We start from the raw sequence: 25,620 nt of genomic DNA, 5'->3' as shown, positions 1-25,620 counted from the left end.
CGACGGGAGGGAGTCGGGGCCGACTGCTAAGTTCGGATTGGTCAATATACTGAAGCAAGCGCCCGCTCGCTGGATGCGGCCAGGCTCGGAAAACCGAGGCTCCACCCTCATACTGCTGCGCGAAAGATTGAAGCCGGCCGAGACGCTGCCTGGCATGGCTTTATGGGAGCTCGGCGTGTCGCTGGCCGCACGCGTAGCAAGAAGCGCTAAGCGAAACTCAACCTACTGGGAGTCGGACTTCCTCTCTGGCCTTTGTCATCGCGTCGTAGATTCTGATCTGGAGCATGGAACCGCGCCTTCTTGAGCTCCTCCGCTCCCGCCCATCTCCGTCTCTGCTCGCGTACTCGTTCTTGAATTGACCATCCACTTCGGGCACGTAACCGGAAGCGGGCAGTCGAGGAGTGGATACGACAATTTTGTTCCGTTAGAGCGAAAAGTCCGATCGCAGGCCCGCCTGAGCCGAATCGCCTTGGCCGGGCCGGCAGGATATTGCTGCGAATCGATGGTGCGATGCGAGGGACATCTAACCATCAATGATTGAGCGCGCCCTCAAGACATCGACAACCGCTTCCGCTGAATGCTCTAGGGTCTGCTCCATGGTCCTGAGATGAAGCTCCGGTGTTGTTGGTGCTTCGTAGCACGAGTCGATCCCGGTAAAGTTCTTGATCTTGCCGGATTTCACTTTTGAATACAGGCCTTTTGGGTCTCGCCGAGCGCATTCCTCGATCGGCGTATCGACAAAGACTTCTATGAACTCTTCCTTGCCAACCAGGCCGCGCACCCTGTCCCGCTCGACCCTAGATGGCGAGATCAACGAGCAGATGACGATCAAGCCGCTGTCCGCCATCAGCTTGGCAACTTCACCGACGCGCCGAATGTTCTCCACGCGGTCCGTCTCCGAGAAGCCGAGGTCCGCGTTTAGTCCGTGCCGGAGGTTGTCGCCATCCAGCAGCATGGTATGCCGCGACATGCCACACAGCTTTTGATCAACCAGGTTGGCAATCGTCGTCTTTCCCGCGCCAGACAGGCCAGTGAACCAGATGACGCAAGGCTTCTGATTCTTGAGCGCGGCGCGCTCCCTCCTGTCCACGGATAGCGCTTGCCTAGCAATAGTGGTGTCCCGCCGTAACGGAAAGGCGATCATGCCGGCCCCGACCGTACGATTCGTGTAACGATCGATGAAGATAAATGATCCGGTCTTTCGATTGAGCTCGTAAGGATCGAATACTGCGGGCATTGCGGTCGCAACATCGCAGAAGGCGATCTCGTTGAGGGAAAGCATCCCGGCGGCCAGATGCTCACAGGTGTTGACGTCGATCCGATGCCTAATTGCGGTAATGCTGCCGGTAATTGTCTGTGATCCAATCCGCAGGACGTAATTGCGTCCGGGAGCGAGCGGCTCCTGGTCCATCCAGACCACATAAGCGGCGAACCGGTCGGCGACCTTCGGTCGGTCGTCCGGTCGCGACAGAATGTCGCCACGGCCGATATCGATTTCATCTTCCAGTGTAATGGTAACCGCATCCCCGGCTTCGGCGCCGACAAGGTCGCCATCGTGGGTCACGATCCGCTTGATGCGCGTGGTCCGTCCCGACGCGGCGACAATGATCTCGTCTCCTGCCGAGATCCTCCCGGAAGCCACCGTCCCGGCATAGCCCCGAAAATCCGGGTTTGGGCGGTTCACCCATTGGACGGGAAAGCGGAAAGCCTGGCCTGCGGTGCCGGACGGGATGTCAATGCTCTCCAAATGCTCGAGCAGACAGGGACCATGATACCAGTTGGCATGAGCGGAGCGGTCCACGACGTTGTCGCCGTAGCGGGCCGAGATCGGGATCGTAACGACCGAGGTGAAGCCGAGACCGGCGGCAAAGGCCAGATAGTCACGGGCGATCCGATCGAAGCACTCTTTGTTGTATGAGACAAGATCGATCTTGTTCACTGCCAGCACGACATGACGAATGCCGAGCAGCGAACAGATAAAGGAGTGGCGGCGGGTCTGAACCATCACGCCTTTGCGGGCATCGATCAGGATGATGGCGAGCTGGGCATGCGAGGCGCCGGTAGCCATATTGCGGGTATACTGCTCGTGGCCGGGAGTGTCGGCCACCATGAAGGAGCGCCGCGGCGTCGTGAAGAAGCGGTAGGCGACGTCGATCGTGATGCCCTGCTCCCGTTCGGCTTCGAGGCCGTCCACGAGCAACGCGAAATCGATGTCATTTCCGGTGCTACCGTGCTTGATGCTGTCGCGTTCCAGCACCGTGAGCTGATCGTGGTAGATCATCTTGGTGTCGTGCAGTAATCGGCCGATCAGCGTCGATTTGCCGTCGTCCACCGAGCCACACGTGATGAATCGCAGCTGATCCTTTGTCCTGGGAGGGACCGCTTCCGTTGTCGGCTTTACAAACATCAAAAATAGCCTTCCCGCTTCTTCTTCTCCATTGAAGCGGCTTCATCGGTATCAATTAGGCGTCCCTGGCGCTCCGACAGAGTCGCAGTCCGCATTTCCGCGACGATGTCTTCGATCGCCATCGCATCGGATTCAATAGCCCCGCTCAAAGGATAACATCCAAGCGTGCGAAAGCGGATCATCCGCGTTTCCGGCGTCTCGTCGCAGTTAAGCGGCAATCGCTTGTCGTCGATCATGATCGTCGCACCATTTCGACGCACTGTCGGTCTCTGTTTTGCGAAGTAGAGCGGAACGACCGGAATCTTCTCGAGCATGATGTATTCCCACACATCGAGCTCGGTCCAGTTTGACATCGCAAACACGCGCATGGTTTCGCCTTGGCGGATCCGTGTGTTGAACAGGCTCCAAAGCTCCGGCCGCTGGTTACGGGGGTCCCATACGTGTCCGGCCGAACGGAAGGAGAGTATCCGCTCTTTTGCGCGACTCTTTTCCTCATCGCGCCGGGCTCCACCAAAGGCGGCATCAAATCCGTGGAGGTCGAGCGCCTGCTTCAGCGCGTCTGTCTTCATCACCTGGGTATGGAGCGTGGAGCCGGAATCGATCGGATTGATCCCGCGCGCGATGCCCTCCTTGTTGATATGGACGATCAGGTCGAGCCCGAGCCGCTTGGCTGTCGCGTCTCGAAAGCTGATCATCTCGCGGAACTTCCAGGTCGTGTCGACGTGGAGCAGGGGGAAAGGCAATTTTGCCGGATGGAACGCCTTGATCGCAATGTGCAGCATCACGCTTGAGTCTTTTCCGATCGAGTATAGCATGACCGGCCTTTTGAACTCGGCGACCACATCACGCATGATTTCAATCGATTCAGCTTCGAGACGGCGCAGATGTTTCGGCAGCATATATTTCTTTTCGATGCAGGATCTCTGTTCTTCGCCGTTCTACGGCTCCAGCTCAGAGTTGGGAATATCCGCGGCGGAAACGGCCGGCCAAGCGGCAGGCTCGTCCATGAGGTCAAGCCCCATTGGACAGCAGACTTGCAGTCGCGGCAACATATCGCATTCCGCCGCTGTTGCGACCGGCGCCGGCGTCACACCCGATCGGGAGATCAACTCGTGCGGGTTAAGGATCTAAATCAACCAGCGTGTTTTGATCGCAAGCATTCAGATCGCCCTATGAGATATTGAGGATCTGCTCAAGCCGCGCGACCTCGCCTCGCAACATCTCGATAGCCGCGTCGCGGTTCTCCGAAACGTTCCAAGCAGTGTGGAGCGGCTCTCCAGCGTGAGAGGGGCCGGATAATGCTCCGGCCTTGGCACTTCGCAAATCCCACCAGGTTCGGAATATTCGACGATAGAGTTCGGTTACCTCACCTCCCCTATCCAGCACTCCGGCTTTCTGTGCATGCAGCAGTTCCTGCTCATATCCGAGTTCCAGCAAAAGCTCAGCGCCAACCAAATCAGTCACGGTCTGCATCTCTTCGACGCTCAATTGAGATTGCCATGACGTGACAGAGCTTTCGTCGACGGCGTTTCGTTCCAGGATTTTTCGATCCCCAAAGCTGCTGGATCGAAGATAATCTGCTTGTCTCATCCCAGTCGATGCGACGACCGCTGGGTCACAGCCGAGCCCCGTCAACAGACGCCGGGTTTCCTCGTCCGGATGCGCCACGAGCAGTTCGTATTGCACGAACTGTGTCTGCGGGCGAGTGCGGTGCGCGGCGAGCTTGGGAAGGCCCAGAACCAAATCGGCGAGTGAAGTTATGATGCCGTCGGGCAGACGGAGCATGAGATCGGCGAGGCTGGATACGCTAACCGAATGCGAGCTTTCTGTCCGCAGTGGGATGCCCCACGTCGATTTCAGTGAAGCGGCGATGGCATACGGATTGCGCATCAGAAGGATATGTGGCGCTTCTGGATAGACAGATTCAAGAAACTCAAGCACCGTCCAATAGCGTGGCGTCTTGTCTATGATGATGCGCTTGCCCGCTTCTGCCAGATACTGATCGTATGCTGCATCGGCAAAAGCGCGGCTGACGATCGTGCGATCTATCCGCCCCAGGAATTCGGAGGTCGCGGCCTTGATCAGTGAGCTGCCCGCCGGGTGACGCTGATCCACCCTGCCAAATGCTTCAAGCGCCAACATCAACCAGGGCTCAGGCGGAGCCACGATGTCTGGATGGTGTTGGAGCAAGTGCGCCAGGAGTGTCGTCCCGGATCGCGGAAGACCGAGGAGAAAGCACACCGCAGGCGAACGGCCAAAACGTCCGCTCATCGTTCAGACCCTCGTGCTTGAAAAGTAAACCCTGTCGGCGCTCGCTCGATTGAGCGAAAAACGCCAGCCGCGCGATCACATGGGCAACCGCATGCGTACAAGGCGTCAAAACGACAAGAATTTTGTCTGCCACTCATGACTTGAGAACCGTTCAGTTTTGATCAATCGGGCGGGATCACGGAAGCATAACTGCAATTGCCTCCTCGATCTCCCGACAGTTGAAACGAAGTAAAGCGCCACCTCAATTGCACGAAGGTTGATCGCGATATGGGAAGGTTGGGAAGAACTATACGGACGTTTGCCGAAGACCGCCCGCGGTAAATGGAAGGTTATTACGTGTAGTCATGAGCTGCCCGACGCTGGGGCATTGACGCCGTAAATGCGACATGCACCTCGCTGATGTTCGGCATACAAGAGCGGACAGCTCGGCAAGCGCGGCAAAGAAGCAGACTACATCGCGGACATCTCACTTGGCGGGGCGCAGCTATCTTGTCAGCGCGTATCGATCCTGACGCAACTTTGCCCTGAATGCTGCCGTTGGTCAGTCAAGTCACTGAGCCATAGCTCCGGCCCGCCTGTTGTGCGCAAGCCCATCCGTCCGAACCATACCAACTATTTGATTTATCTGCTCTTGCAACCCTGGCGCTCCCCTAATCGGCGCTAAGGACGGTTGTCAAGGACGGAACCTGGCTTAATATGCCGCCGGATTTTACCTGATCCAGCAAGCGCTCTTGGCCGCATCTATACTGACGGAGACGACATTGTCCGGCCGTTCATGTGGGAGAGCAGATCAATCCATGCGCGTCTCGCAGAACTTGCCAGCTTTCCTACCATTGTGCTGGGCATCACTGGGCCACGGTGGACGATCCTGATGGCGGTGACCTATTTGGGCAAAGGAAAGGGTGTACCGGTCAATCTAGCGTCACGATTGATGCACGTCGACCCTTCCTTCGTGACGACCCATTCAAGGCTGCTAGAAAACAACGGTTTGCTGCGGCATAAGTCCTCCGCAAAGGATGCCCGGATCCTACAGATGGCGCTGACGGCCAAAACGCGCTAGCATCTCGCGACTTTGGCGCCACGACAGGCACCGCAGGATGAGCTCGCTTTTGATGAAAGCGGCGTTGACCGATCAAGCGAGCGCACTGCTAAGCCTGCTACAGCGAGGCATCGCCTGGAAAGGGCCCGCCCTGGCATTATGAAGACCAAACGCACCCTAGAAATGGAGCTCGCTGACCATGAGTCTCCCATCCTTCGAATATGTCTTGGAGCAGCGCGGTCGAAGGTGGTTGTCGTCCGTGCACAACGCCGAGGGCGCGCAGGTGATGACGGGTTCAGGACGTAACCGCTCGGCCGCGATCTATCAAGCTAACAGAGCGCTTTTTCAATTGCTGTTGAGGGCGCCAAATCGTCTCGGAGCTCAAGCTAGCCAACAGGCTCGGCGCGGTCCGCTTACGCCCAAACTTTAGTCTGGCATGAGCTTCGAGGATGCCCCATTCGCGAGGTTCTTTCCATTCGGTTAAGGCGATCAGCCGATGTGTTCTGCCCAGCGCAGCCAAGACTGCCTCGCCGAAGCTGAAGAAGCTGCCGCCCGAACGGATGCTAGATTCCACCCTTACGGGAGTTCGGCCGAGACTGGTCAGCTTCTCGAAAGCTAACGCGTCCAGGACTCGGCGTTGGGGTCCATCGCATCCGTTCCGGGACCGAGTGTTTCCGAATTTCATCTTCGAGACAGGGCTATGACCAAGGCTATGTCTTCACTCGCGATCATACATCGCAAGCGGCCGTCGCCCCCCCTTCCAAGTCTCTTGATCAAAGATGAGGAGGCGCAGGAGCGCATTCCGCGACATTGAAGGCATCCAGCACATGCGTGAAAAACTCTCTCAGCGCGGATCGGCAAGCCAAATGTGCGACAAATTTCTATAACAAAAGAGGGCGGCCCGCGAGCCGCCCTACCGCACCATTAGGCAGCGTCGCTCAAAATTAACGCTGATGTCCGAGTCCGATTCCGAGATTTAAGGCCTTCTGGCGTAGCGCGCCGGCGCTGCGTTTAGTCATTTTTGCTATCTTTATGACCGGGGTCCGAGCCTTCGAATGGACTTTGAGTTCTTTGATATCTGCCTTCGTCCACTCGCGCCGCTTAACGCGTTTCTTGGTTGCTTTTTTCACGATGAATGCTCCTTCTGAGAAGGGCGCTTGTAACATAGTTTTTTCGCAGCGCGACAGTAAAAAAAGGACAGCATCGGAACTCGCGCCGGGTATTAGCTCGGTCATGCTTTCGGAAGACAGCGCGTCTGGACTAGTGCAACTGTGGAATTGTAAACTTCGTACAGACGCTGTGTGTGAGAGGCTTCGTTATAATTGAACGCAACCCCAATCGACCCCTCTCTATTCGAAGCTAAGAACGTAGACTAACATGTTCTGGAATGAGAAAGCCAATCGCGATGAACCTGAACGGCTGCATCTCGGGGAGCTTCGTGATTTGGATTAAGTCTGGAGCGATCAAACATCGAGGCCCTCTGAGACATCGTGGCGATCTCTTGCTATGGTCACCTTTTGACGATTAGCGTGCTCGTTATCTAAACGCCAGAGACCCCATGGGGCTTGCGCGTATACTAGATTGCTCACGTCTTCGTGTCGGTCGTCCGGGCTCGGCTCAACGCGTCGGAGTGCACGAAGACATCAGCTCCTCCATTCCTTGAGTTGAATGAAGACATATCGTCCCTTGGTCGCGTTGGAGCGCTTCACAGTACCAATAGCCACTGCATTATGTCCAAACTGAACTTGGGCGATCTAATCGGGGTACGTGGCCATCAGCAAGGGCTTGAGCGACAAGCCGTCACGCCGATAGCCCTTGCGCGGGCTCGTGCCGGGGAGCGCTTTCTGCGCGCGCTCGTTTGTAGCTGCGAAGAAACCCAGGGGCGGCTACTCATCTTCGGGTTGGTGCGCGATCTCCCGTCCAACCTGCCCCTGCATAGCGCCCAGATCTAGCAGTTCGAGCCCTTCAAGAGTCTTCCTTCCCTCGTCGGTGATAATCCAGGACCCGGCCTCTCGCTCGATCAGCCTTTGGCCAAAAATATCGAGTTGGGGCGCGCGGCTCGCGATGCGCTTCATACGCGCCGGCCACTCTGGGCCGCTGCTGTAATAGATAGCCAAATGCTGTTTAACGACTTCGATGCTCGCCCGTCCGTGCGGCTGGCCGGAAAGTATCTTCAGTATGGACAGCTGAAAACTCACGCGAGCACGCCATCGAGTCGAGGAAAAGCTCCAAAATACTTATCCTGAGGGAAGCCGCAGCGCCGTGCGCCGCTTTTCAAAAGAAACCTTGCGCCATAAGCCTGATGAAGCAGGATACCCACCTGCCGCCGACGCGGTAAGCAAGGCTCTCGACGGCATCGGCGACATCCTGCCCAGAGTGTTTTGAAGTGGGTCAGCGGAGACAGCCGCGTTGGCTACGCGTGTGACGAGGTCTCAACTGCCGTCTTCGACCGATTTGAGATCAAACTACGTCGGTGGTAACCGCGCTGTTCCACATCTTGGCGAATGACATTGCTCACTGCACGCACCGCACGCTTCTTTCGCTTCCAACTGCCGGCTAACCCCGCAGGGATCGCAAACCCTCGCGGAACGACCAAAAGATCGCGTCTTCCGTTCAAATAAATATCGAACATGTCGTCCCTCGTTTGATACAAGCGTAGATCGCGGGTTCATACATTTGGTGACATCGAAGCAACAGTTGCGCTTTAAGACTCCACGCGAGTTTTCTCCGGATTTCGCCTGCACTTGAGCGCGCATGGCGCAATCCCGCTTCTCCTTCGCGCGCTCCGCATTGCCGAGAATACAGGAGCCTTCGCACGCCTTTTTTTTCGCTAACAGATCCCCTCATGGGGGCGTTGTTCTCGATAAGGTAATAAGCCTTGCAGGCAACCGTTGGACCGATAACGAGCCAGTGAACTGAATTGTCCTTCAGTAGACAGAGGCCCGATCTGTGATGCGACGGACTTTTGCCGCGCGGACGGATTTGATTGAGCATTGTCTTGCGTGGCCATCTTCTTTTGTTCTGAGTTTATCCCTGACCGCGCGATCATATCGTACTCGGGTGCTGCTGTTTCAATGTGCGTGATGACCGTCGCGGGCGCGATGGTGCCGCCGGACGTGAACGTGTTCACATCCCAACTTACCGCGCACTGGTCACGGAATACAGACATGGCGTTCATAGCGCGAACGCGAGATTCGCCAGCCGCAAAGTGCTACGCTCCTCGGTCCAACTTGTGCCCTTGACATCTGACCATTGGCCGACATGAGGTCGATATGGCTCAGCCTTCGTCAGATCGACACGATAATGACCATCCGCGTTTTAGGAATATTTCCGTCCTTGTCAGGAATATGCGCCCCGAGCAAGTGGAGCGCACTTACCATTTGTGTTGAGCGTCTTCATGCAATACGCCGCGCCCTTTGAGACTGCGTTTACTTTATCCAGCGGCCACATCGCCATTACCGAGGCGAATTTGATCAGACCGAGTTGTAGTTCGGCAGACCTATCATCTCCGCCTGCGGTAGTCGCGCCGGCCGTTGCGGCGGCGCCAGGCTGGCGGCGAAAGCGAGCAATACGCAGAAGGTAAACGCGGGATCGTGTTCCCGTCGCTGCGGCAAAGCAGAAAACGTAGGCAGAAACAGCGATACAGACATAAGGACTGCTTCGCCCATGTCGTGGATTTCGAGGCGGCAATGAGGCTTGTCCTGTGTCGGCCCTCTTTGAATGCCGGCATGCTCAGGAAGCAAGATCTTCGGCGAGGAACTGTTGAGCGCAATCAATCGCGAAAGCGTAGCGGGAGGATATCCCACGGCCGAGCGCGCAGGGTCTGTTCATTCGGGCAGTCTTTGAGCGGACTTGCATGGTCTGACATAGGCCACTCACCCGCTGCAGATCGCGCAACACGTCTCCATAACGGCAGCAAGCGCATTCTCGGAAAAAACCGGCAAGTGCCAGGCGCCTGCTTAAATGTTCAGGAGAGCGCGCTGGTCTTCCCCAGCCAAAGTCAAGCTAACCAGCCCATGCCGGCGGCAATGCAGGCGGGGTTCGAAGCTCTATCACATCGGCGAAGACTGTCCAATCGCGAACACTCTTTTGCTTGCAGAAATTGCTCTCCGCCTGCTGTGCAGCAGCACTCAGCGAGGCGGCATCGACCTTGAACGCTGCCTGACAGGCACGATGTTCGTGTCCGGTATCGTCACAAACGGTCTTAATGAACCGAACATTAAATGAAGGCATGGCATCCTCTTCTTGTGGGTTTGCTTATCCACCATTCTGCCATTCGCGCCACAAGAGTATTTGATCTGCCTCAAGCAGCATCCCCAAGAGGTTGTCCGCTCGCTTGGCGGGTCGCACTCTTTTGGGCCGAGGGATAACGCCTTCTGCTCTGCTCATGCCCTGGACTGACAAAATTGAGTCGCCGACGAATCGAGAATGTCTGAAGAGACGATTGAGAGCCGCATGCGCCGGTACGCCCGAGATGCCGGCTATTGATCTCTATCGATCCCATACTCAACCGCTGGCAATATGGAGACTTGAGAGGCCGCGAACTTTACACCGCGATACTTGATGGTCTCACGAGGCATTGCCGCAAACGCAAGTCATTGCGCCAATCCACCGGGCAGAGCCATTTCTGACGCGCGCCGGCGGCCGGGACCTGCGAGACCTACGCGCACGTGATCGGGGGCCAATGAGGCGAACCGCCCGTGCGGCCGCGACAGCAAAGCCGATGATCACGCCTGTCGCATCCAACGTTTCGATGAGCCCAGGGTTCAGGACTTCAGCGCCGAAGCCTATGGCTGGGATCTGCCCGGCAAGGCCACCGATAATACGAGGTGAGCGATCAATTGACCATCTGCTTGCCGGCTATCGCAGCATTGAGGACAAATGCTGTCGTGGCTCATTCGCGAGCGGTGTGCCTCAAATCAACCCCGCTACACGCTGGCGTGTTGCGGACCAACGCGAGGTCCTGGCGGATCGCCCGACTTGGGACATGTCGCCTGCCAACGCGGGCCTGTGCGGCTCGCAGCAGCCGCTCGAGCTTGGCCATTCTGGATACGCATCAGCTCTTTTTGACCTGTATCAATACTGCGGCGACTGCCTACTGATAGAAGTGAGCTTCCCGTCCAAGGTCACACACATGGCAGACAGAAAGACTTGGCGCCCCATCATCCTTTCACGTCCAGATACCGGCGACCGAGTTCAAGGACTGCGGCCGGACGTACCCGAGCCGCGTGCCGATGACCTGCACACAATAACCTGCGCCGCGTGCGAATGCGTCCACTTCATCGACCCGCGGACGGGCGCGATGATCGACGCCGAGCGCAGCTAGGCCCCCTCCGAATGGAGTCAAGCGAGTTCCGGCATCTCGGGGATGCCGCCCCGGTCACAAGGGCGCGGCTGACGTCATCACAACCCAATGCCCGACGCTGACGCCGTGGGACAAGGAAATTTCCCAACGAAGGATGTTCGAGATGACAGACCACGGGGACATTCGTCCCGCCGCGCGCCAGATTGCGGGAGCGGCAGTTCAGTTCAGCTTCTGCAGAACGGCGGTTAATACCAACCGCCGAGGTCTTGAGCTGATCCAGATCGATTCGACCGAAGCCCGGGAGTTGTTTCGCAGCGTCAATCCTAATATTTCGGTTGGCGAGCCGATCATGTCCCGGCACGATAGGTTCAACGGCGCCACGGCCGATAAAACCCCGGCCGCCACGCCGCCTGGGCAATATTGGGCTGAGCCTGCTCGCGCGGCGGTCCAAGCCATCTGGTCCGTAGTTCAGAAGGTTGCCTGAATTTGTCAGCCAGCAGCAATGAACACCGTCCAAGATCTACTGGCGACCTGACCTGGGAGCGGCTCGAAACGGCGCCGCCCTTTGATCGGGATCTGGAGATTGCCGTGATCGAGGGTAATACCATTCACCGGGTGGTCTTTCCTTGCCGCCGGACCTTCGGCGGCTGGATCAAGGCCAAGACCAGAGAACACGTGGCCGTGCAGCCGACGCACTGGCGCATATGGCCAGATAGCGGCGGCCATCCTGCACAATAGATTGGTCTGAGTTGAGGCGCGTTCTGCTCCGGTGGCCTCTCGTGGGAAACAATGTAGAGTCAATCGAATGAGAGGGTCTACCAGGAAACATGTCCGACCACGTCCGGTAAGGCTATGGCACTGCAGCGGCAGCCGCCGTGCTGGCTCTCGTGCTGTGCCCGGCGCTAAATCCGTATCTTCAGGACCTCACGTTCACGGACATCTACCTTCCAGTCCTCGTTTTGCTGCTTTCGTCGCGGCCGCGGCCGGGCGAACGCCGCTCCTCTGCTCTGCCTCATTACAGCATGGCCCTTCTTGTGAAAGGTCTCATTACCGATCCCGCAAACATGATCGATATCGCGGAATTCGCGGGCGCCATGATCGTGATTAACGAGAAGGGCATCACTCGCTCGTTCAGCGCCCCGGCAGTGCGTTTATTTGGTTGGTCTCCGGACGACGTGGTCGGAATGAATGTGTCGAGGTTGATGCCGCAGCTCTACCGCGCCGAGCATGAGCGCTACATTGAACGTTATGTGGCCAACGGCGAGCGGCCCATCATCGGCATGGGCCGCATCGTGGTCGGCGAATGGAGCGACGGCTCGACCTCCGTCGGTGAGGCCATAGCGCGCGCCGAACGGCTCTCACCGATTTCATCCGAAACGTCACTAAGAGCGGGCGCAGGAATGACGGTTGCAAGATCTGCCATCCGAACTCGTGCACGTGTCGCGGCCGACCGCCATTGGTGTGAGATGGCATCGTCTATTGCCCATGAGGATGAACCGCCCGCTCTCCGCAATTACAAGCAATATGCGCGAACAAAGGCTCTGCTGGCACCCGACAAATCGGACGCAACTGCATTGGTGATGCACTCGAACTTGCCGCCCAAGAGGCTCTACGCGCCAAAGATATCATCAAGCGCAGGCAGGAATTCGTTGTCAGGGGCTTGCACACTGTGGAGAGGCGCCCACGCTCCTTGAACAAGCTGTGGCTCTGGCCTAGTCGGCCCCAAGGAACAAGGCGTACGCGTGATGACCCGCAGCGACCGCGACATGATCGTCGACAAGATCCAGATCCAGATCCAGATCCAGATCCAGAAGGTTGCGCTGGACCTGATGTGCAATGCAATCGAGTCCATGGCCTCCTGCCGGCGCCGCGAAGCTGCCAACCTCGAGAGGTTTACCGTTGCCGATAAAGGCCCCGGCATCAGCGCTGATATCGCCGACCGACTGTTCCAGCCCTTTGTCACGATTAAAAGGCATGGCATGGGTGCGGGACTATGCCGGACGATTATCGAGTCGCATGGCGGATATATCGTCGCGGAAGCGAATCCGGGTGGCAGCACGATCCTTCAGTTCAGCGCGCCATTTGCGGAGCTTAATGAAGAGACATGATTGGGCGGCGCATTCTTGTGATCGACGACGACGCCGCAATGCGGGACTCGCTCGCGTTTCTTCTTGATGTAAACGGTTTCTACGTAGCAACCTATGAGACGGCGACCGCGTTTCTTAATGACGTGGCGAGCGGTCCAGTTGATTGCATTGTGTCAGACATCCATATGCCGGGTATGAGCGGTCTCGAACTAGTCAGTAAAGTGAAGGCCAATCGCGTCAACTGCCCCGTCGTTTTGATAACTGGTCATGGCGACGTATCGCTCGCAGTCGAAGCGATGAAAGCGGGTGCGGTCGACTTCATCGAGAAGCCGTTCGTGGAGGACGTGCTATTGCGTGCGATCAATAGCGCTTTGGAAGCGCGGCCAACGAAACTAACCGATAACGCAGCGAAACTGCAGGCGGAAGCCCGCCTCGCGGGCCTCTCCTCGCGCGAGCGTGACGTCCTGCAGGGACTATTAGCCGGCAAGATTAACAAGGTGATCGCCCATGATCTCGGCATCAGTCCCCGGACAGTCGAGGTTTACCGTGCAAACCTCATGGCCAAGACCAATGCCCGCAGCATGTCTGAGTTGATGCGGATCGCCATTACTGCGGGACTCTAGCACCAGCGCAAATGGCGCGAATGGCTTATTCATGCATCCAAGCTGCGCAGTCGAACGGAGGGTTTTCAGGCGTACCCGCGCCGAGCGGATCATGTTTTCGGTGACGGCTACCGATGCAACACACGCTGCTGGTTACTTGAATCACGACGGCACATGACGAAGATTAGTTAAGTCGGCCCAAATTTGTGCTCCGATGGATAGCAGGTCTGTCACCCCGGAGAACGGCATAGTTCGGCAAATTACTGGTCCATCCGCCAACGGAGCTCCCGGTGCGGGCTGCCGTGAACGGTTCGACTTCCATCGCATTGAGCACAAGTGCGCATCTTGACGCTGTGGCAATCGGCTACGAGAGGACCATCATTCGCTCATTGCGCCCGGCTGGGCGACAGTCACTTCGGTCTTCGAAATCGAACGGTCGCGTACTTTGGAGCGAGCCGAAGCGGCACTGCGGGCACGGAACGCCGGCATACCAGCGCGCGCTGAGTGCGGTTCCGGCCGAGGCGCGCCGCCCTAACCATCGTCACACACCATTAAGGGGGTACGACAGCGGATCGCATCATCATGAGCGCGTCGACCACGTCGGCCAGCGTACATCGATCGGGATGCCGTCAATATCCACCTCGTCACCTCCGCGGCCGACCGATGCTGACGGCCCGAACAAGACCTCCTGCGGCGAGCTGAAAGTGGCGGTGGACGACAACTTTTGGGCTGCCTGGAGCTCTTCACGGGTGCGGCCGTGCGCTTCCGACTGTTTCCATGGACGCGGCCGCCGAAGCCAGCATGCAGCTTTGTAATCCGATTTGAACATGTTTGAGCAAACAAGGGACCGCGCCGCCCCCATTCAAGACGCCCTGCTCATGGCACTTACGTGTAAATACTTAGGGACTTCTACCTAGGGAAAACATCCAAATTTTCCAGTTCGTCAGGATCAGCCAATCTGCGTCCCATCGACGTTCGCAAGATAGGATCCTCCATGCACGCCCAGGCCGCCAGTTTTACCGAGACCACCTGCTATCCAACAAGCGTCTTGCGTGGGCAACCTCAACACTTCGGCTAAGTTGATTTACGCCAGCTCAAATTCAAGCGCGCTACTCTTTTGCGTCGAACAGCGCGGAAAATTGCAGCGCAAACGACACCGAACTCGGCTTGGGCGATCTTGCAAGTGGCAGAAACGCTTCCGGCCTAAATTGTGCCTCCAGGAGCACCGCAATGATCATCGATCTTTTGCTTCGAGAGCATCGCAACATTGATCTGCTTCTGGCCGCTCTCCAACGCGAATTGGAGATTTTTGAGAAAGGGATCCGTCCCGATTATGAGGTCATTCGCGCGATTATCAGCTATTTCGAGGTTTACCCCGAGGTGTATCATCATCCACAGGAAGACTTGATTTTTTCCAAGCTCAAGGCTTGCGATCCGGATGCAGCTGCAATCGTCGGCGATCTGGCGCTTGAACACCAGGAAGTCGTCGACCGCTTGCACCGCTTCGCGCGAGCTATTGACGCCATCCTCACGGATCGTGAGCTCGCTCGGCAAGACGTCGGCAATATCATACGCGACTTTATAGTATGCGAGCGGCGCCACATGATGTGGGAAGAACGAGATTTCTTTCCGGCCGCACTGAAGGCTCTTTCGGCACAGGAATGGACCGAAATCGCTTCCGCCGTCACCGATCATGGAGATCCGCTGTTCGGCGAGACAGCGGCAGCCACTTCCGATGCGCTAAGAGCGCATATTCTGAAATTGGAGCAAGAAGCTGAGGCCGAACGCAGCTCGGTCGCGTTATCGTCCACCAAGGCCGGCAATCCCTGACACGGCGCCGAGACGGGCCGTATTGGTCGCTGCCGTTTTACAGCAGGGATTAGACCTTATGCTCATCCTGCCGAAATGAAAATGGGGGTGTGTTCGCGGGCACGTAGGCTGCCGTACCGCCAAAATGGCTTCTGCACACTAAGATCGCTTCCTCGACCACCCGTGCAAACGCCATGGCCGAGCCTTTCTGAGCTCTGGTTCCGGGACGTTCCACAGTATGACCGTCGCAGGTTGGGCAGTTGCGCAGTGACATCGCGCGAAGCGGATGTCTCGCATATCCGCCGACCCGTAGGACGGACCTTGCGGCCGCGCGGGTGCGGCGAAGCACTCCCACTCCTTCCCTGCCCGGCACGCTCTGAATGATCCGCGAGGCACTGCTCGCCCGTGTACGTTTAGCACGAACGGCAAGGCGCTGGACGTCCGGTCTAACTCTGCGCCGAGCCGAGTCGTGTCGGATCCGAGATCGCCATCATTCAACTGGCCTATGTTGAGGGCAGGACCACGCTCACGGCTGAGGAGCAACCTATCGGCACCGTGCCATCTTCAAGCTCATGACATCCTCCGCGTGGTCCGCTCATAGACTCTCAAACAGAGGCCCAAGCCGAAACCCGACTATCGGGTGGAACCGGTCGACCAACTGCCTTAAGCAGGGTTCAAATCAACAGCAACCGCTCATGCATTGTCCACGCTTGCCAGGTTTTTCGTATCGTCGCTGATCGAGCATAAGGTTTCCAGGCAGGAAAGCGCACCGAGTTTGCGGCTCGTGCCTGCGGTGACCGCCCCGCATCACCACCTCCCCTCGTCGCTGTCGTAATCGTTGCCGACGTGCTCTTGAGCGACAAACCTTGGTGTATATTTATACACTTCAGGCTATACGGTCGCATACCACTGCATAATTGAGCTATGCTGAGCTTGTGCTTCAACTGGGCTCAGATTTTCGGCGAATGTCCTTGCCGTAATCGAACCGGCGGTTGTCCTCTCTTCCGCCGAAGCCCGCGCGACGCATCAGCGTCGCTCCTCCCAGACTTTCGCCCGGCCCGCTAAGCGGGGGCCGGGCCTTTTTTTTGTGTTCCCAAGGCTCCATCGATTATGGAGAGCGCAAATGACCGCAAGAGGATCAACTTTGTCGAGAAGAGATCCAAGCCCGGATCAACGGCCTCGCGAATCGAATGCAGCGCGCAGTTGGCGGGCGGCAGCGACCATGTTCGCTAGCGCCGGCCGAACCTCCTCCCATTTGCGCGTCTTCAGGCCGCAGTCCGGATTGACCCAGAGCTGCGAATCCTGCAGCCGGGTCCGAGCCAACGCCATCAGCTCCTTCATTTCGCCCGCCTCGGGAACGCGTGGAGAGTGGATGTCGTACACGCCCGGCCCGATCTGATTTGGATATTCGTAGTTCCTGAACGCGTCGAGTAGTTCCATTTTCGACCGCGATGTCTCGATCGAGATGACATCTGCGTCCATTGCAGCGATCGCGCCGATGATGTCGTTGAACTCCGAGTAGCACATATGTGTATGAATTTGGGTTTGATCAGCGACGCCGGATGAGCAGATGCGGAAGCAATCCACGGCCCAATCGAGATAGGCGGTCCACTCCGACCGACGCAACGGCAATCCTTCGCGAAGTGCAGCTTCGTCGATCTGAATCATGGTCGCACCAGCATTCTCGAGATCGCGGACTTCGTCTCGGATCGCGAGCGCAATCTGGCGGCAGACCTCGCTTCTGGGAATATCATCGCGAACAAAGGACCAGTTCAAGATCGTCACCGGTCCGGTCAACATCGCCTTCATCGGCTTCCTCGTTAGTGATTGCGCGTAGCGCCACCAGCCTACGGTGATAGGCTTCGACCGCACTACATCGCCAAACAGGATCGGTGGCCGGACGTAGCGCGATCCGTAGGACTGCACCCATCCATTCCTGGTAAATGCGAAGCCGGCGAGTTGCTCACCGAAGTACTGCACCATGTCATTGCGCTCGAACTCGCCGTGCACGAGGACATCGAGACCGATGTCCTCCTGCCAGCGTACGACGCGCGCCGTCTCCTCCTTGAGGAACCTGTCGTATTGCTCGTCGCTCATAGCGCCTCGGGCATGCGCCGCACGGGCATTCCGGACCTCTTTGGTCTGCGGAAACGATCCGATCGTCGTGGTTGGAAAAGCCGGTAGTCCGAAACGATTGCTTTGGATCTCGGCACGACGGGCAGATGGGCTCGCGCGCCGACGCATGGTCTGATCGATCGCTTTCATCCGGACAGCGACATTGGCATCATGGATTTTTGGCGAAGTCCGGCGGACAGTCGCGGCACATTCCGACTCGGCAAGAGCTAGCGCAACATTCTGGTCGCCTGCGAGTGCCCGCGCCAGGTTCGCGAGCTCTCGCATCTTCTGGACCGCGAAAGCAAGCCAGCTCTTGACGTCGGAAGCGAGCCCGGTTTCGAGTTCAACATCAATCGGCACATGAAGCAGCGAGCAGGATGGGGCAATCTGTACACGATCCTTGCCGAGCTTCGCAATCGCGGGTTCGAGCCGCTGGCGCAGCGACGACAAATTCGACCGCCATACATTCCGGCCGTCGACGACACCGAGTGACATGACTAGATCACTTCGGCCGCCAGCGATGATCTGGTCCAACAACTGTGGCGCTCGAACCAGATCGAGGTGCAGTCCGGCGACTGGCAGGCTCAAGGCGGTGTCCAGATTGTCCCCGAGATCGCCGAAATAGCTGGCGACTAAGATCTTGATGGCCGGCCCCTCCTTGGCGAGCCGGTCATAGGCATGTCGCAAAGATTGTCGCGCCCTCTCATCCAGATCAAGAACCAGGCAGGGCTCGTCGAACTGAACCCAATTTGCCCCACGTTTGGCCAATTCCTGCAGAACCTCGATATAGGCCGGTATCAATTCATCCAGTAGTGAGAGTGGCTGGAACGCAGGATCGGGACTCTTGCCGAGCTTTAGGAATGTGACCGGCCCGATCAGGACAGGGCGGGTCTGAAAGCCAAGGGCCTTGGCTTCCTCATACTCCTCGATCGGCTTGCGAGAGCATAGCCTGAAAGTCTGTCCCCTGTGAAACTCGGGGACCATGTAGTGGTAGTTGGTGTCGAACCACTTGGTCATCTCCTGCGCGGGTGCGCCAAATCCGCGCGGTCCGTGACCGCAACTCGCATCCTGATCGTCGCATTGTGACCCGCGGGCCATGGCGAAGTACGTCTTGAGCGAAACGGATTCGGCTTTCGAGGCGTAGATCTCCGGGATGGCGCCAACCATGACACTTGTGTCGAGCACCTGATCATACAGCGAGAAATCGTTCGATGGAATAACCGTGACGCCGATAGATTTCTGACGAGCCCAGTTCGCGGCACGCAGGCCAGCTGCGTCCTCGAGCAACTGCTGTTCGCTGCTTTTTCCGGCCCAGTAGCTTTCGAGAGCGAGTTTGAGCTCGCGCCTTGGACCGATGCGTGGCGTTCCGAGGGTGGCAACCGGAAGGGAGAGAAGAGTCATAGCGTGAACCCCATGTTGGGGGCAAAGGCCATGGCGGACGCAGGCAGGGGAAGTCGCGCGGTGCGACGGCTGCTTGGCGCACCACCGGGACACCCCGCCCCGTGGACAAATATATTGTCGGGGCAGGTCTCCTGGCTCGCGGGTCATCGCTTCTGTCCGGCCTTCCCGAAGCCGCGCAGGCTTCAGTGACGTCGTTGGACAGCGGCTTGCCGCTCACAGTTGCGGGGGCAGCGCCGGCATTGTCACCGGCTTCCCTCTTAGCTCCGGATCAAATGGGAACCGGAGAACCTCGACGACTTGGATTATCGGCAAGAGAAGTCTTCCGTCAACCTCTCAGATTATGTCTCAAGCTGGTGCTGCGATATCCGCTACGCGAATGACCGTGCATCTTATCGTTGAGTCGACGTAGAAGCGCTCTCCAGTCAGCGATATTGGAATGACCATCGCAGCTGCTCCCTTTGCCGCATGCCCGATCGGTGGAAGGGACAAATGCGACTTGCGCGGTCGGGACTGCTGCCTCGAGCAGAACGCATTTGATGCGCGTCCCGGCTTCCCAGCGGTTCTTTGAGCACGTCCACCATCCAGCCACCTTCTCGGCCAACAGGATCCGTGTTGAATAGGCCCAAGCTGGGAAGCCAGCTACATACCCTGCCAGCACGTTGATTTGCGGTTCAGCAAGACTCCAAATGCTCGGCGGTGAAGATCGGCTTCGCGTCGTTGGCCGTCGAGTGCAAAGCGCTCCGGACTGAGGCTGTTCTCGAAGCGCCGCGTGGCGCGAAGGGAGCGCCAAACGCACCATGGCCCATTGGCCGCAAATGCCCAAACGCATGGCAGAGATCGAAACGCACATTCTGGCAACGATACCGAACCAAACCGTCGCGAGACGAGGATGCATAAGCCGCGCTGGATAGCGCTGAAAGGAACATCGAGACCTGGGCCAGTCGGAAAGTCGACAAAGAGGACACAAAAGCGGTGTGAATTGCCGCCGATTACCTGGCACGAAGAATGCAAGACTTCGGCATGCCCAGTCTCCTCCTGCTGGGCAAGTCCAGCACAGCAAATTGAGGCTGTCGCCGGCAGCGAAGTTAGCGGCGCGTGACATAGAGGGGAGCGCCTGCTCGCACGGGACACCATCGGACTCCCCGCCGCGTCGCCGCTAACTTCTTGCGCTCGCGTATAACAGGTTAAAGGTTGCCCCGCTTTATGACGTATGGATGAAAGCAGATAGGCCGACAGTTATGAGGAAAATGTCTGGAAGACGCGCGTTATGGTTTTGTCTCGGTCAATCCCTGATCTGCCTGGCCGGGCTGGCTGCGACGAGCAACAGTGTTCGCGCCAACGAGAGCCCCCTTATCGAAAGATTCAAGTCAACGTGGCGAGCGCAAGACGGCGAGACAATAGAACAAATTATCTCCAATGTCTCGAAGGTGGCGCAGTTCGTCCCTCGAATGTGGGGCGTCGCTGAACTTGACGACAATGACTATGTTTTCGTTTCGTGGACCAGGCACCGCGTCGATACATCAGACGAACAGTACGTTATCACTTGGAAGGTCGCGCTCGACGGCACGATTCAACTTGCGTCGACCTATGCCAAACCGATGGAATTGGGCTGGCGCGCCCTGGCGCTCTCGTTGATCGCCAGTGAAGTCAAGGACGGCGAAAGGGACGCAAATCTTGGCTTTCTGCATGATCCGAGCAACTTCAACTTTGTGACGACCATGCAAGGCCGGCTCGGCGATCTTCTGCGGCAGGGCCGCTGCACTATCGTCGAACCTGTTGGGGTGGACTACTTGCCGAAGCAGAATGACAAGCCGACCGAGAAAGGTGATCTGTGGCGCGTTTTGCTTTTAGTGAACTGTAATATCCCAGGCCCCCGTTTTTTTACACACAACGGGGTCATCACTTTCGAGAAGAGCGAAGGGCAAGATTGGGAGCCGCAATCCTCCTTTGCCAAGCGTATCGCGGCCTTTCCTCCTGGCTCCTGGTTCGCTCGCATGGAGCCAAAGGAACAGGAAGAGTTAGAGGGGAGCGAAGGCCCTCGGTAAAATGGTCGCGCAGAGCAAGATCGCGCCGTAGCTCCTTTACGGCCGAACGTCTGAGCAACTGCAGACATATTAGCTCTAGAATGTCGGTGTTTACGCCTTCAGCAGTCGCGAGCCTTTCCTGCAGCTTTCAGCCCGTCAGGAAAAAGTCGGGCAGCACGATTACTTCCGATTCCTTCTGCGAGTAGTCGAGCTCAGCGGCGCGTTCCAGCTGGCGAGATTTGGCCCCCAGCGCGCCCGACGCGGTGGGAGGACACCAATCCGCGAGGGAACCAGCTCCTCCATGCCACTCTTCAAGGGACCGGGCCTGAAGATGCCTCGGGCCCAAGCCCGATCCGGCGTGCGCGCCGCCCATCGCGCGACTGACTGGCACCCGCAAGAGCGTATGCATGCCGACGCCGAGGCGGCACGCGGGATCGAGTGCTGCGACGAAACGCGTTAAGACGGTAATCGGGCAGTGTTAGTGGGCCGGCAGTGCCCTCTGAGCACCGACCCCTTTTCCGAGTGCCCCCGGCGAGAGCCGCGGAGCCGTGCGCGCGGCTTCGAGGACCGAACTGAGTCGGCGCTAGATTTCCTCGCGCGCATTCGTCTGCGCGTCAAAGATCCGGATTTGAAGCGTGGGAAAACGCCTCTTTAGTTCTGCTCCGCCTGTGCCCTGGCGCCGTCTCTGGTTGCGAATTCGGCTCTGAGTCGACCATCCACTTCAAGCGCCTTGGAAGAGACCGGAAAATCCCGGGGGGCTGCAACCATTTCATTCCCATTGTGTAGTGAGATCGTTGCGAATGATTTGTAGCTTGAGTCGGCTAAACTGCACCAGAGCTACCCCGCCCGAGTGCCGCGATGGGGCAACCATGTTGTGGATCGAGGCCTCGCACCGAATGGCATCAGGATGGCACTCGCGATCCTCCGAACACGCGGGCGGCTTACCCCTCGCTCGGTGCGTATACAACGAAGCCACGGAGGTTGCCGTTCCAAATTTCCCTGACGCAAACGCACGCCCTCACGCCGGGCTTGGTGGGTAACTCTCCACATGTGATGGCGGTGAAGCGTACCACGAGAGAGCGGCCGCCAGTCGCCGCCTGGGTCACGACAATCCGGTCCTTGTACGAACGCGGCGGCGGCACCACGAACGAGATATGGTGCAGCGCAGACGTGCGAAAAGCCACAATGGAATTGGCATCAACGACCACCCCGGTTGACTCTCCGAAAGAGGCCTCCGGGTCTTGCGCGGTTTGCGTAAACGATACCGGTTCATTTTGCGCAACGGGCATTGAGCAGAACTCCGTGGCGGCTTTGTCCAGATTTCAGAAGAAGCAAGACCAGGTTTCTTTCGAACATCAGTCTTTGCTGACGAGAAGTTACGGCGAAATGCATCGCTCTTGCTGAAACCCTCGGCAGCCTTGCCGATGGTGGCCGCCACAAAGCATAGCCAGATTGCTCCTCCCACTTGACTTCCACTCGACCCTCAAGATTCACAGGCGACTTTTGTTCTTCGACCGCGTGAGAAACAGCGTTCCGAGGTTCGGCTTTCTCCCGCACCGAGTTCGCGGCCGAGCGATGGGGATCTCCTCCTCTCAGGTCGAGAGGGTGCAGTGCGCGCCCAGAGAGAGAGAGAGCCCAGCGAGGTTCGAAGGGTACCGCGACACGCACACCGGAAGAAATCGCTTGAACCTCACGCAGCGTCAGGTCGTAGCTTGGAAATGACGGCCACGCTTTCATAGAGCAAACGTCGAAAGATGTCGGCCGAATAACGGACATAGCGTTTAAGCAGTCGAATGTGGCAGCGCCGGATCGTGCGTGAACATGGATCAAGAGCGAGAGGTTATTGTTGAGATGAAACACCGCGTAATGATGGTCGCATTGTTCGCTGTCATCACATCTCCGGTCTGCGCAGCGAAGCTCAGCGGCCCTCCTCGCATCCTCGACGGCAATACGATCCAGATCGAGCAAACTAAGCTTCGGCTCTCAGGCATCGAAGCTCCTGAGACTGACCAGATTTGCCTCGACGCCCACGGTCGGAAATGGACTTGCGGCGTAGCTGCTCGCGACGAGCTGATCAAGCATTCGAACGGACGAACGTGGGATTGTCATACCACAGGAGTTGATGAATACGGCAGATCACGTGGCAGTTGCTTCATAGAAGGCGAGGACGTGAACGCCTGGATGGTACGCTCCGGCTGGGCATTATCGTCGGGTCCTTCTACCCAAACCTACGTTGTCTATGAGGTTGTGGCGAGCAAAGCGTATGCGGGGCTGTGGTCGGGGGCGTTCATCGCGCCCTGGGACTGGCGTCGCCGCAACAAGGGGACGATCATCATCGGCGCGAGCTCCGTTCCGATCGACGCTCAGGAACTCCTGCTCGGATCCGCGCTGCTATCGGACCCGCCCTCGTCCGAGTGTCTGATAAAGGGCACCGTAGACCGCAACGGCGAGCGCATTTTTCACCTGCCCGGGCAACTCAGTTACGAACAAATCGACATGACGAAGAAGCCCGGTGAACGCTGGCTTTGCAGCGAAGCGGAAGCCGAAGCCACCGGGTGGCGTAAAGCCGCGCGATGAGGTGAGATGCATGCATGCAGGCCATTCTCCGACCTATCTGACCAAGATCGCGCCTTCGCGCCGCTCGCTGTTGCAATTCGCTATTTCGTCAGTTTGCCTGCGGCTCGGCAACAACATTGTCGCTGCGAAGGAAGCAAAAACGCCGCCCAAGCCAGATAACCTGATCTCGCCGGAGACTGCCCTGAACCGGCTGATGGAAGGGAACGATCGCTATGTCCAGGGCGTATCACGAAGCGACGATTTCAAGCGCGAGCGCCAGGTTTTGGCGGATGGGCAAAATCCATATGCCGCGGTTCTGAGCTGCGCCGATTCTCGCGTAGCGCCTGAACTTGTCTTCGGCAGCGGACTTGGCGATCTGTTTGTCTGCCGCGTCGCCGGCAACTTCGCCAACGATGACACGCTCGCCAGTATGGAATATGCGGTGGCCGTGCTGAACACGCCGCTGATCCTGGTACTTGGCCACGACCATTGCGGTGCGATAGACGCCACGATCAAGTCGCTCCACGACGATAAGCCGCCGCCGGGGCACATTTCATCCCTCGTCGCTGCGCTTGCGCCTGCGGTAAAAGTACCTCGCCAGCAAACCGGTGACACGTTCGTCCTAGCAACCCGACAAAATGTAATCGATAACGTCAACAAACTAAAATCGACGGGGCCGATTCTGAACACGGCAGTTGAGCAGAACAGACTGAAGGTCGTCGGGGGCCTGTATCGGCTCGACACCGGCAGGGTCGATTTGCTGAGCTGACGCCGGCACCTTCGCCGGCCGGCTGGTCGTTTGCCGCCTGATGTAGGGCTTCGGTCGAGTTCCGTGCGATTCGCTCACGTTTCGGCTGCATCAAATGCACCGAATACAATCCGATCCACAATTATCTTAGCTTCGAGACGATCTTTGGTATGCGCGGCCTCTTAATTCTTATCGTATTCTACGTGCTCATGTTGGCAACGCGAGGCCAGCACCAAGAAACACTCATACCGCGGGCGACACTATTCATGCCTGCCCGTTGATGCGCTAGGCCAGCAGAGGTGGTGCAAGCGGCAGATCACGGTGCGAGGCATGCAGGGGCTGAGCTCTCGGCCTAACGGAACACGCGACAATTCCGGCTGCTCTCACCCGCGATCCGGCAGCCCCCCTCTGGTCCTGCTATGATCACCAGGCTCAGCTAGGGCCGAAGAAAGATCACATAGAGCAGGATTACGACCACCAAGACTACCCATCCGGCGGATGTAAAGAAAAATGCTACTCGCGTCGGGACCGGACGGTCTCCCCCGCATCTGCCATCAATGGTGAACGACTGTGATGGCTATAAAAAGAAGATAAAGATCTGCCGTCCATTCTTTCAAAGCGGCCGGAGGCAACTGTCTCGCGTCAACCAGCCACGAGCCGAGGCCTGCGCGTTTTTCCTTCCCCGAAGGACGCACAACTGCAGCCAGTCCGGCGCTTATTGAGTCGTCACCATGATTGGCGACTGGAGTGCTTCGATTACGTAGATGACCGCGCTTCGGTTTCGATTTTGGCAGGTCGCGGCGTATCTGTTGATCAACTATCCCGGCCCCGCGGCAGCGCGCGATCGAGCCTTCGTCGCACAAACTTTCTCGTATGACTGGCGCGCCACGCATTTGCAGGAAGATCGAACGCGCGCTTGTCAAAAGACGCCGAGCGCCGTCGGCGTCATCCGTCGTGTACTGGCGTCCGGCGGACAAGTCCCCGGCTGGGGTACATATCGCGAGCAAGCGCACTCCGATCTCTCAACGCCGGAAACCGGCTCGCGCTTGACGTCATTCCATAGGATATACGCCAGGCAGAACAAGCATACCAAGGCCTGCGCGTCCATATCAGTGATGCCGCTGCATACCTTGACGTCAGCGCCACGCGGAGACACCTGCGCCGCCAGTTCTTCGCACCTAATGGCCTTTCCGAAGGAATGCGAAAGAAGTTACCGTTGCGGCGCAGACGGTTCCGCCCTGGGTGGTTATTTGGCA

At 57.9% G+C, this 25,620-nt stretch carries 19 protein-coding genes and 1 riboswitch; of the genes, 11 read left to right on the top strand and 8 right to left on the bottom strand.

What is annotated here, in order from left to right:
• Positions 1-523: 523 nt before the first annotated feature.
• The 3 genes from cysN to GGD65_RS38165 all read right to left on the bottom strand — a co-directional run bounded on the left by cysN (position 524) and on the right by GGD65_RS38165 (position 4,678).
• A complete protein-coding gene (cysN, locus tag GGD65_RS38175) occupies positions 524-2,407 on the bottom strand; it encodes a sulfate adenylyltransferase subunit CysN (RefSeq protein WP_183238557.1) in 1,884 nt (627 codons plus the stop codon).
• Positions 2,407-3,306: a sulfate adenylyltransferase subunit CysD gene (cysD, locus tag GGD65_RS38170; RefSeq protein WP_183238556.1), complete on the bottom strand. Its 900-nt coding sequence runs from the start codon at positions 3,304-3,306 to the stop codon at positions 2,407-2,409. Before cysD ends, cysN begins: the two co-directional genes overlap by 1 nt.
• 271 nt (positions 3,307-3,577) lie before the next feature.
• Positions 3,578-4,678 carry a sulfotransferase gene (locus tag GGD65_RS38165; protein WP_183238555.1) on the bottom strand — a complete coding sequence of 367 codons (1,101 nt, stop codon included), beginning with the start codon at positions 4,676-4,678 and terminating at the stop codon, positions 3,578-3,580.
• Between the two features lie 871 nt (positions 4,679-5,549).
• On the opposite strand from GGD65_RS38165, the gene GGD65_RS38160 reads away from it, so the two are divergent.
• Positions 5,550-5,738, top strand: a complete 189-nt coding sequence (locus GGD65_RS38160) for a hypothetical protein (RefSeq protein WP_183238554.1) — start codon at positions 5,550-5,552, stop codon at positions 5,736-5,738.
• A gap of 923 nt (positions 5,739-6,661) precedes the next feature.
• On the opposite strand, the gene GGD65_RS38155 is transcribed toward GGD65_RS38160, so the two are convergent.
• The 4 genes from GGD65_RS38155 to GGD65_RS38140 form a co-directional block, all read right to left on the bottom strand.
• Positions 6,662-6,847, bottom strand: a complete 186-nt coding sequence (locus tag GGD65_RS38155; protein WP_091966228.1) for a hypothetical protein — start codon at positions 6,845-6,847, stop codon at positions 6,662-6,664.
• A gap of 756 nt (positions 6,848-7,603) precedes the next feature.
• Positions 7,604-7,915 carry a hypothetical protein gene (locus GGD65_RS38150; protein WP_183238553.1) on the bottom strand — a complete coding sequence of 104 codons (312 nt, stop codon included), beginning with the start codon at positions 7,913-7,915 and terminating at the stop codon, positions 7,604-7,606.
• A gap of 1,275 nt (positions 7,916-9,190) precedes the next feature.
• Positions 9,191-9,493: a hypothetical protein gene (locus tag GGD65_RS38145; RefSeq protein ID WP_183238552.1), complete on the bottom strand. Its 303-nt coding sequence runs from the start codon at positions 9,491-9,493 to the stop codon at positions 9,191-9,193.
• Between the two features lie 229 nt (positions 9,494-9,722).
• A complete protein-coding gene (locus GGD65_RS38140; RefSeq protein ID WP_179733738.1) occupies positions 9,723-9,950 on the bottom strand; it encodes a hypothetical protein in 228 nt (75 codons plus the stop codon).
• A 754-nt stretch (positions 9,951-10,704) separates the two neighbouring features.
• On the opposite strand from GGD65_RS38140, the gene GGD65_RS38135 reads away from it, so the two are divergent.
• The 7 genes from GGD65_RS38135 to GGD65_RS38110 all read left to right on the top strand — a co-directional run bounded on the left by GGD65_RS38135 (position 10,705) and on the right by GGD65_RS38110 (position 15,541).
• Positions 10,705-11,043, top strand: coding sequence for a hypothetical protein (locus GGD65_RS38135; RefSeq protein WP_183238551.1), 339 nt, complete (start codon positions 10,705-10,707; stop codon positions 11,041-11,043).
• A gap of 142 nt (positions 11,044-11,185) precedes the next feature.
• Entirely contained in the window at positions 11,186-11,506 is a 321-nt protein-coding gene (locus GGD65_RS38130) for a hypothetical protein (protein WP_210317522.1), read from the top strand.
• 2 nt (positions 11,507-11,508) lie between these two features.
• Positions 11,509-11,760: a hypothetical protein gene (locus GGD65_RS38125; RefSeq protein WP_246783561.1), complete on the top strand. Its 252-nt coding sequence runs from the start codon at positions 11,509-11,511 to the stop codon at positions 11,758-11,760.
• 137 nt (positions 11,761-11,897) lie between these two features.
• Positions 11,898-12,716, top strand: coding sequence for a PAS domain S-box protein (locus tag GGD65_RS40645; RefSeq protein WP_312017773.1), 819 nt, complete (start codon positions 11,898-11,900; stop codon positions 12,714-12,716).
• A 51-nt stretch (positions 12,717-12,767) separates the two neighbouring features.
• Positions 12,768-13,130, top strand: coding sequence for an ATP-binding protein (locus tag GGD65_RS40640; RefSeq protein ID WP_246783560.1), 363 nt, complete (start codon positions 12,768-12,770; stop codon positions 13,128-13,130).
• A complete protein-coding gene (fixJ, locus tag GGD65_RS38115; protein WP_183238549.1) occupies positions 13,127-13,732 on the top strand; it encodes a response regulator FixJ in 606 nt (201 codons plus the stop codon). Before GGD65_RS40640 ends, fixJ begins: the two co-directional genes overlap by 4 nt.
• Positions 13,733-14,941: 1,209 nt before the next feature.
• Positions 14,942-15,541 (top strand): hemerythrin domain-containing protein, encoded by a 600-nt coding sequence (locus tag GGD65_RS38110; RefSeq protein WP_179733731.1) that lies wholly within the window; start codon positions 14,942-14,944, stop codon positions 15,539-15,541.
• A 1,149-nt stretch (positions 15,542-16,690) separates the two neighbouring features.
• On the opposite strand, the gene metE is transcribed toward GGD65_RS38110, so the two are convergent.
• Positions 16,691-19,036, bottom strand: a complete 2,346-nt coding sequence (gene metE / locus GGD65_RS38105; protein WP_183238548.1) for a 5-methyltetrahydropteroyltriglutamate--homocysteine S-methyltransferase — start codon at positions 19,034-19,036, stop codon at positions 16,691-16,693.
• Between the two features lie 103 nt (positions 19,037-19,139).
• Positions 19,140-19,343: riboswitch (cobalamin riboswitch) on the bottom strand.
• A 940-nt stretch (positions 19,344-20,283) separates the two neighbouring features.
• On the opposite strand from metE, the gene GGD65_RS38100 reads away from it, so the two are divergent.
• From GGD65_RS38100 to GGD65_RS38090, 3 genes are all read left to right on the top strand, one after another.
• Positions 20,284-21,081, top strand: coding sequence for a nodulate formation efficiency C protein (locus tag GGD65_RS38100; protein ID WP_246783559.1), 798 nt, complete (start codon positions 20,284-20,286; stop codon positions 21,079-21,081).
• 1,800 nt (positions 21,082-22,881) lie between these two features.
• Positions 22,882-23,637 (top strand): thermonuclease family protein, encoded by a 756-nt coding sequence (locus GGD65_RS38095; protein WP_246783564.1) that lies wholly within the window; start codon positions 22,882-22,884, stop codon positions 23,635-23,637.
• A gap of 10 nt (positions 23,638-23,647) precedes the next feature.
• Entirely contained in the window at positions 23,648-24,385 is a 738-nt protein-coding gene (locus tag GGD65_RS38090; RefSeq protein WP_183238546.1) for a carbonic anhydrase, read from the top strand.
• Positions 24,386-25,620 lie beyond the last annotated feature (1,235 nt).

This window comes from Bradyrhizobium sp. CIR18 (genome assembly GCF_014198295.1).
In the GTDB taxonomy this organism is placed as follows: domain Bacteria; phylum Pseudomonadota; class Alphaproteobacteria; order Rhizobiales; family Xanthobacteraceae; genus Bradyrhizobium.
This window is presented reverse-complemented; position numbering and strand designations above follow the sequence as displayed.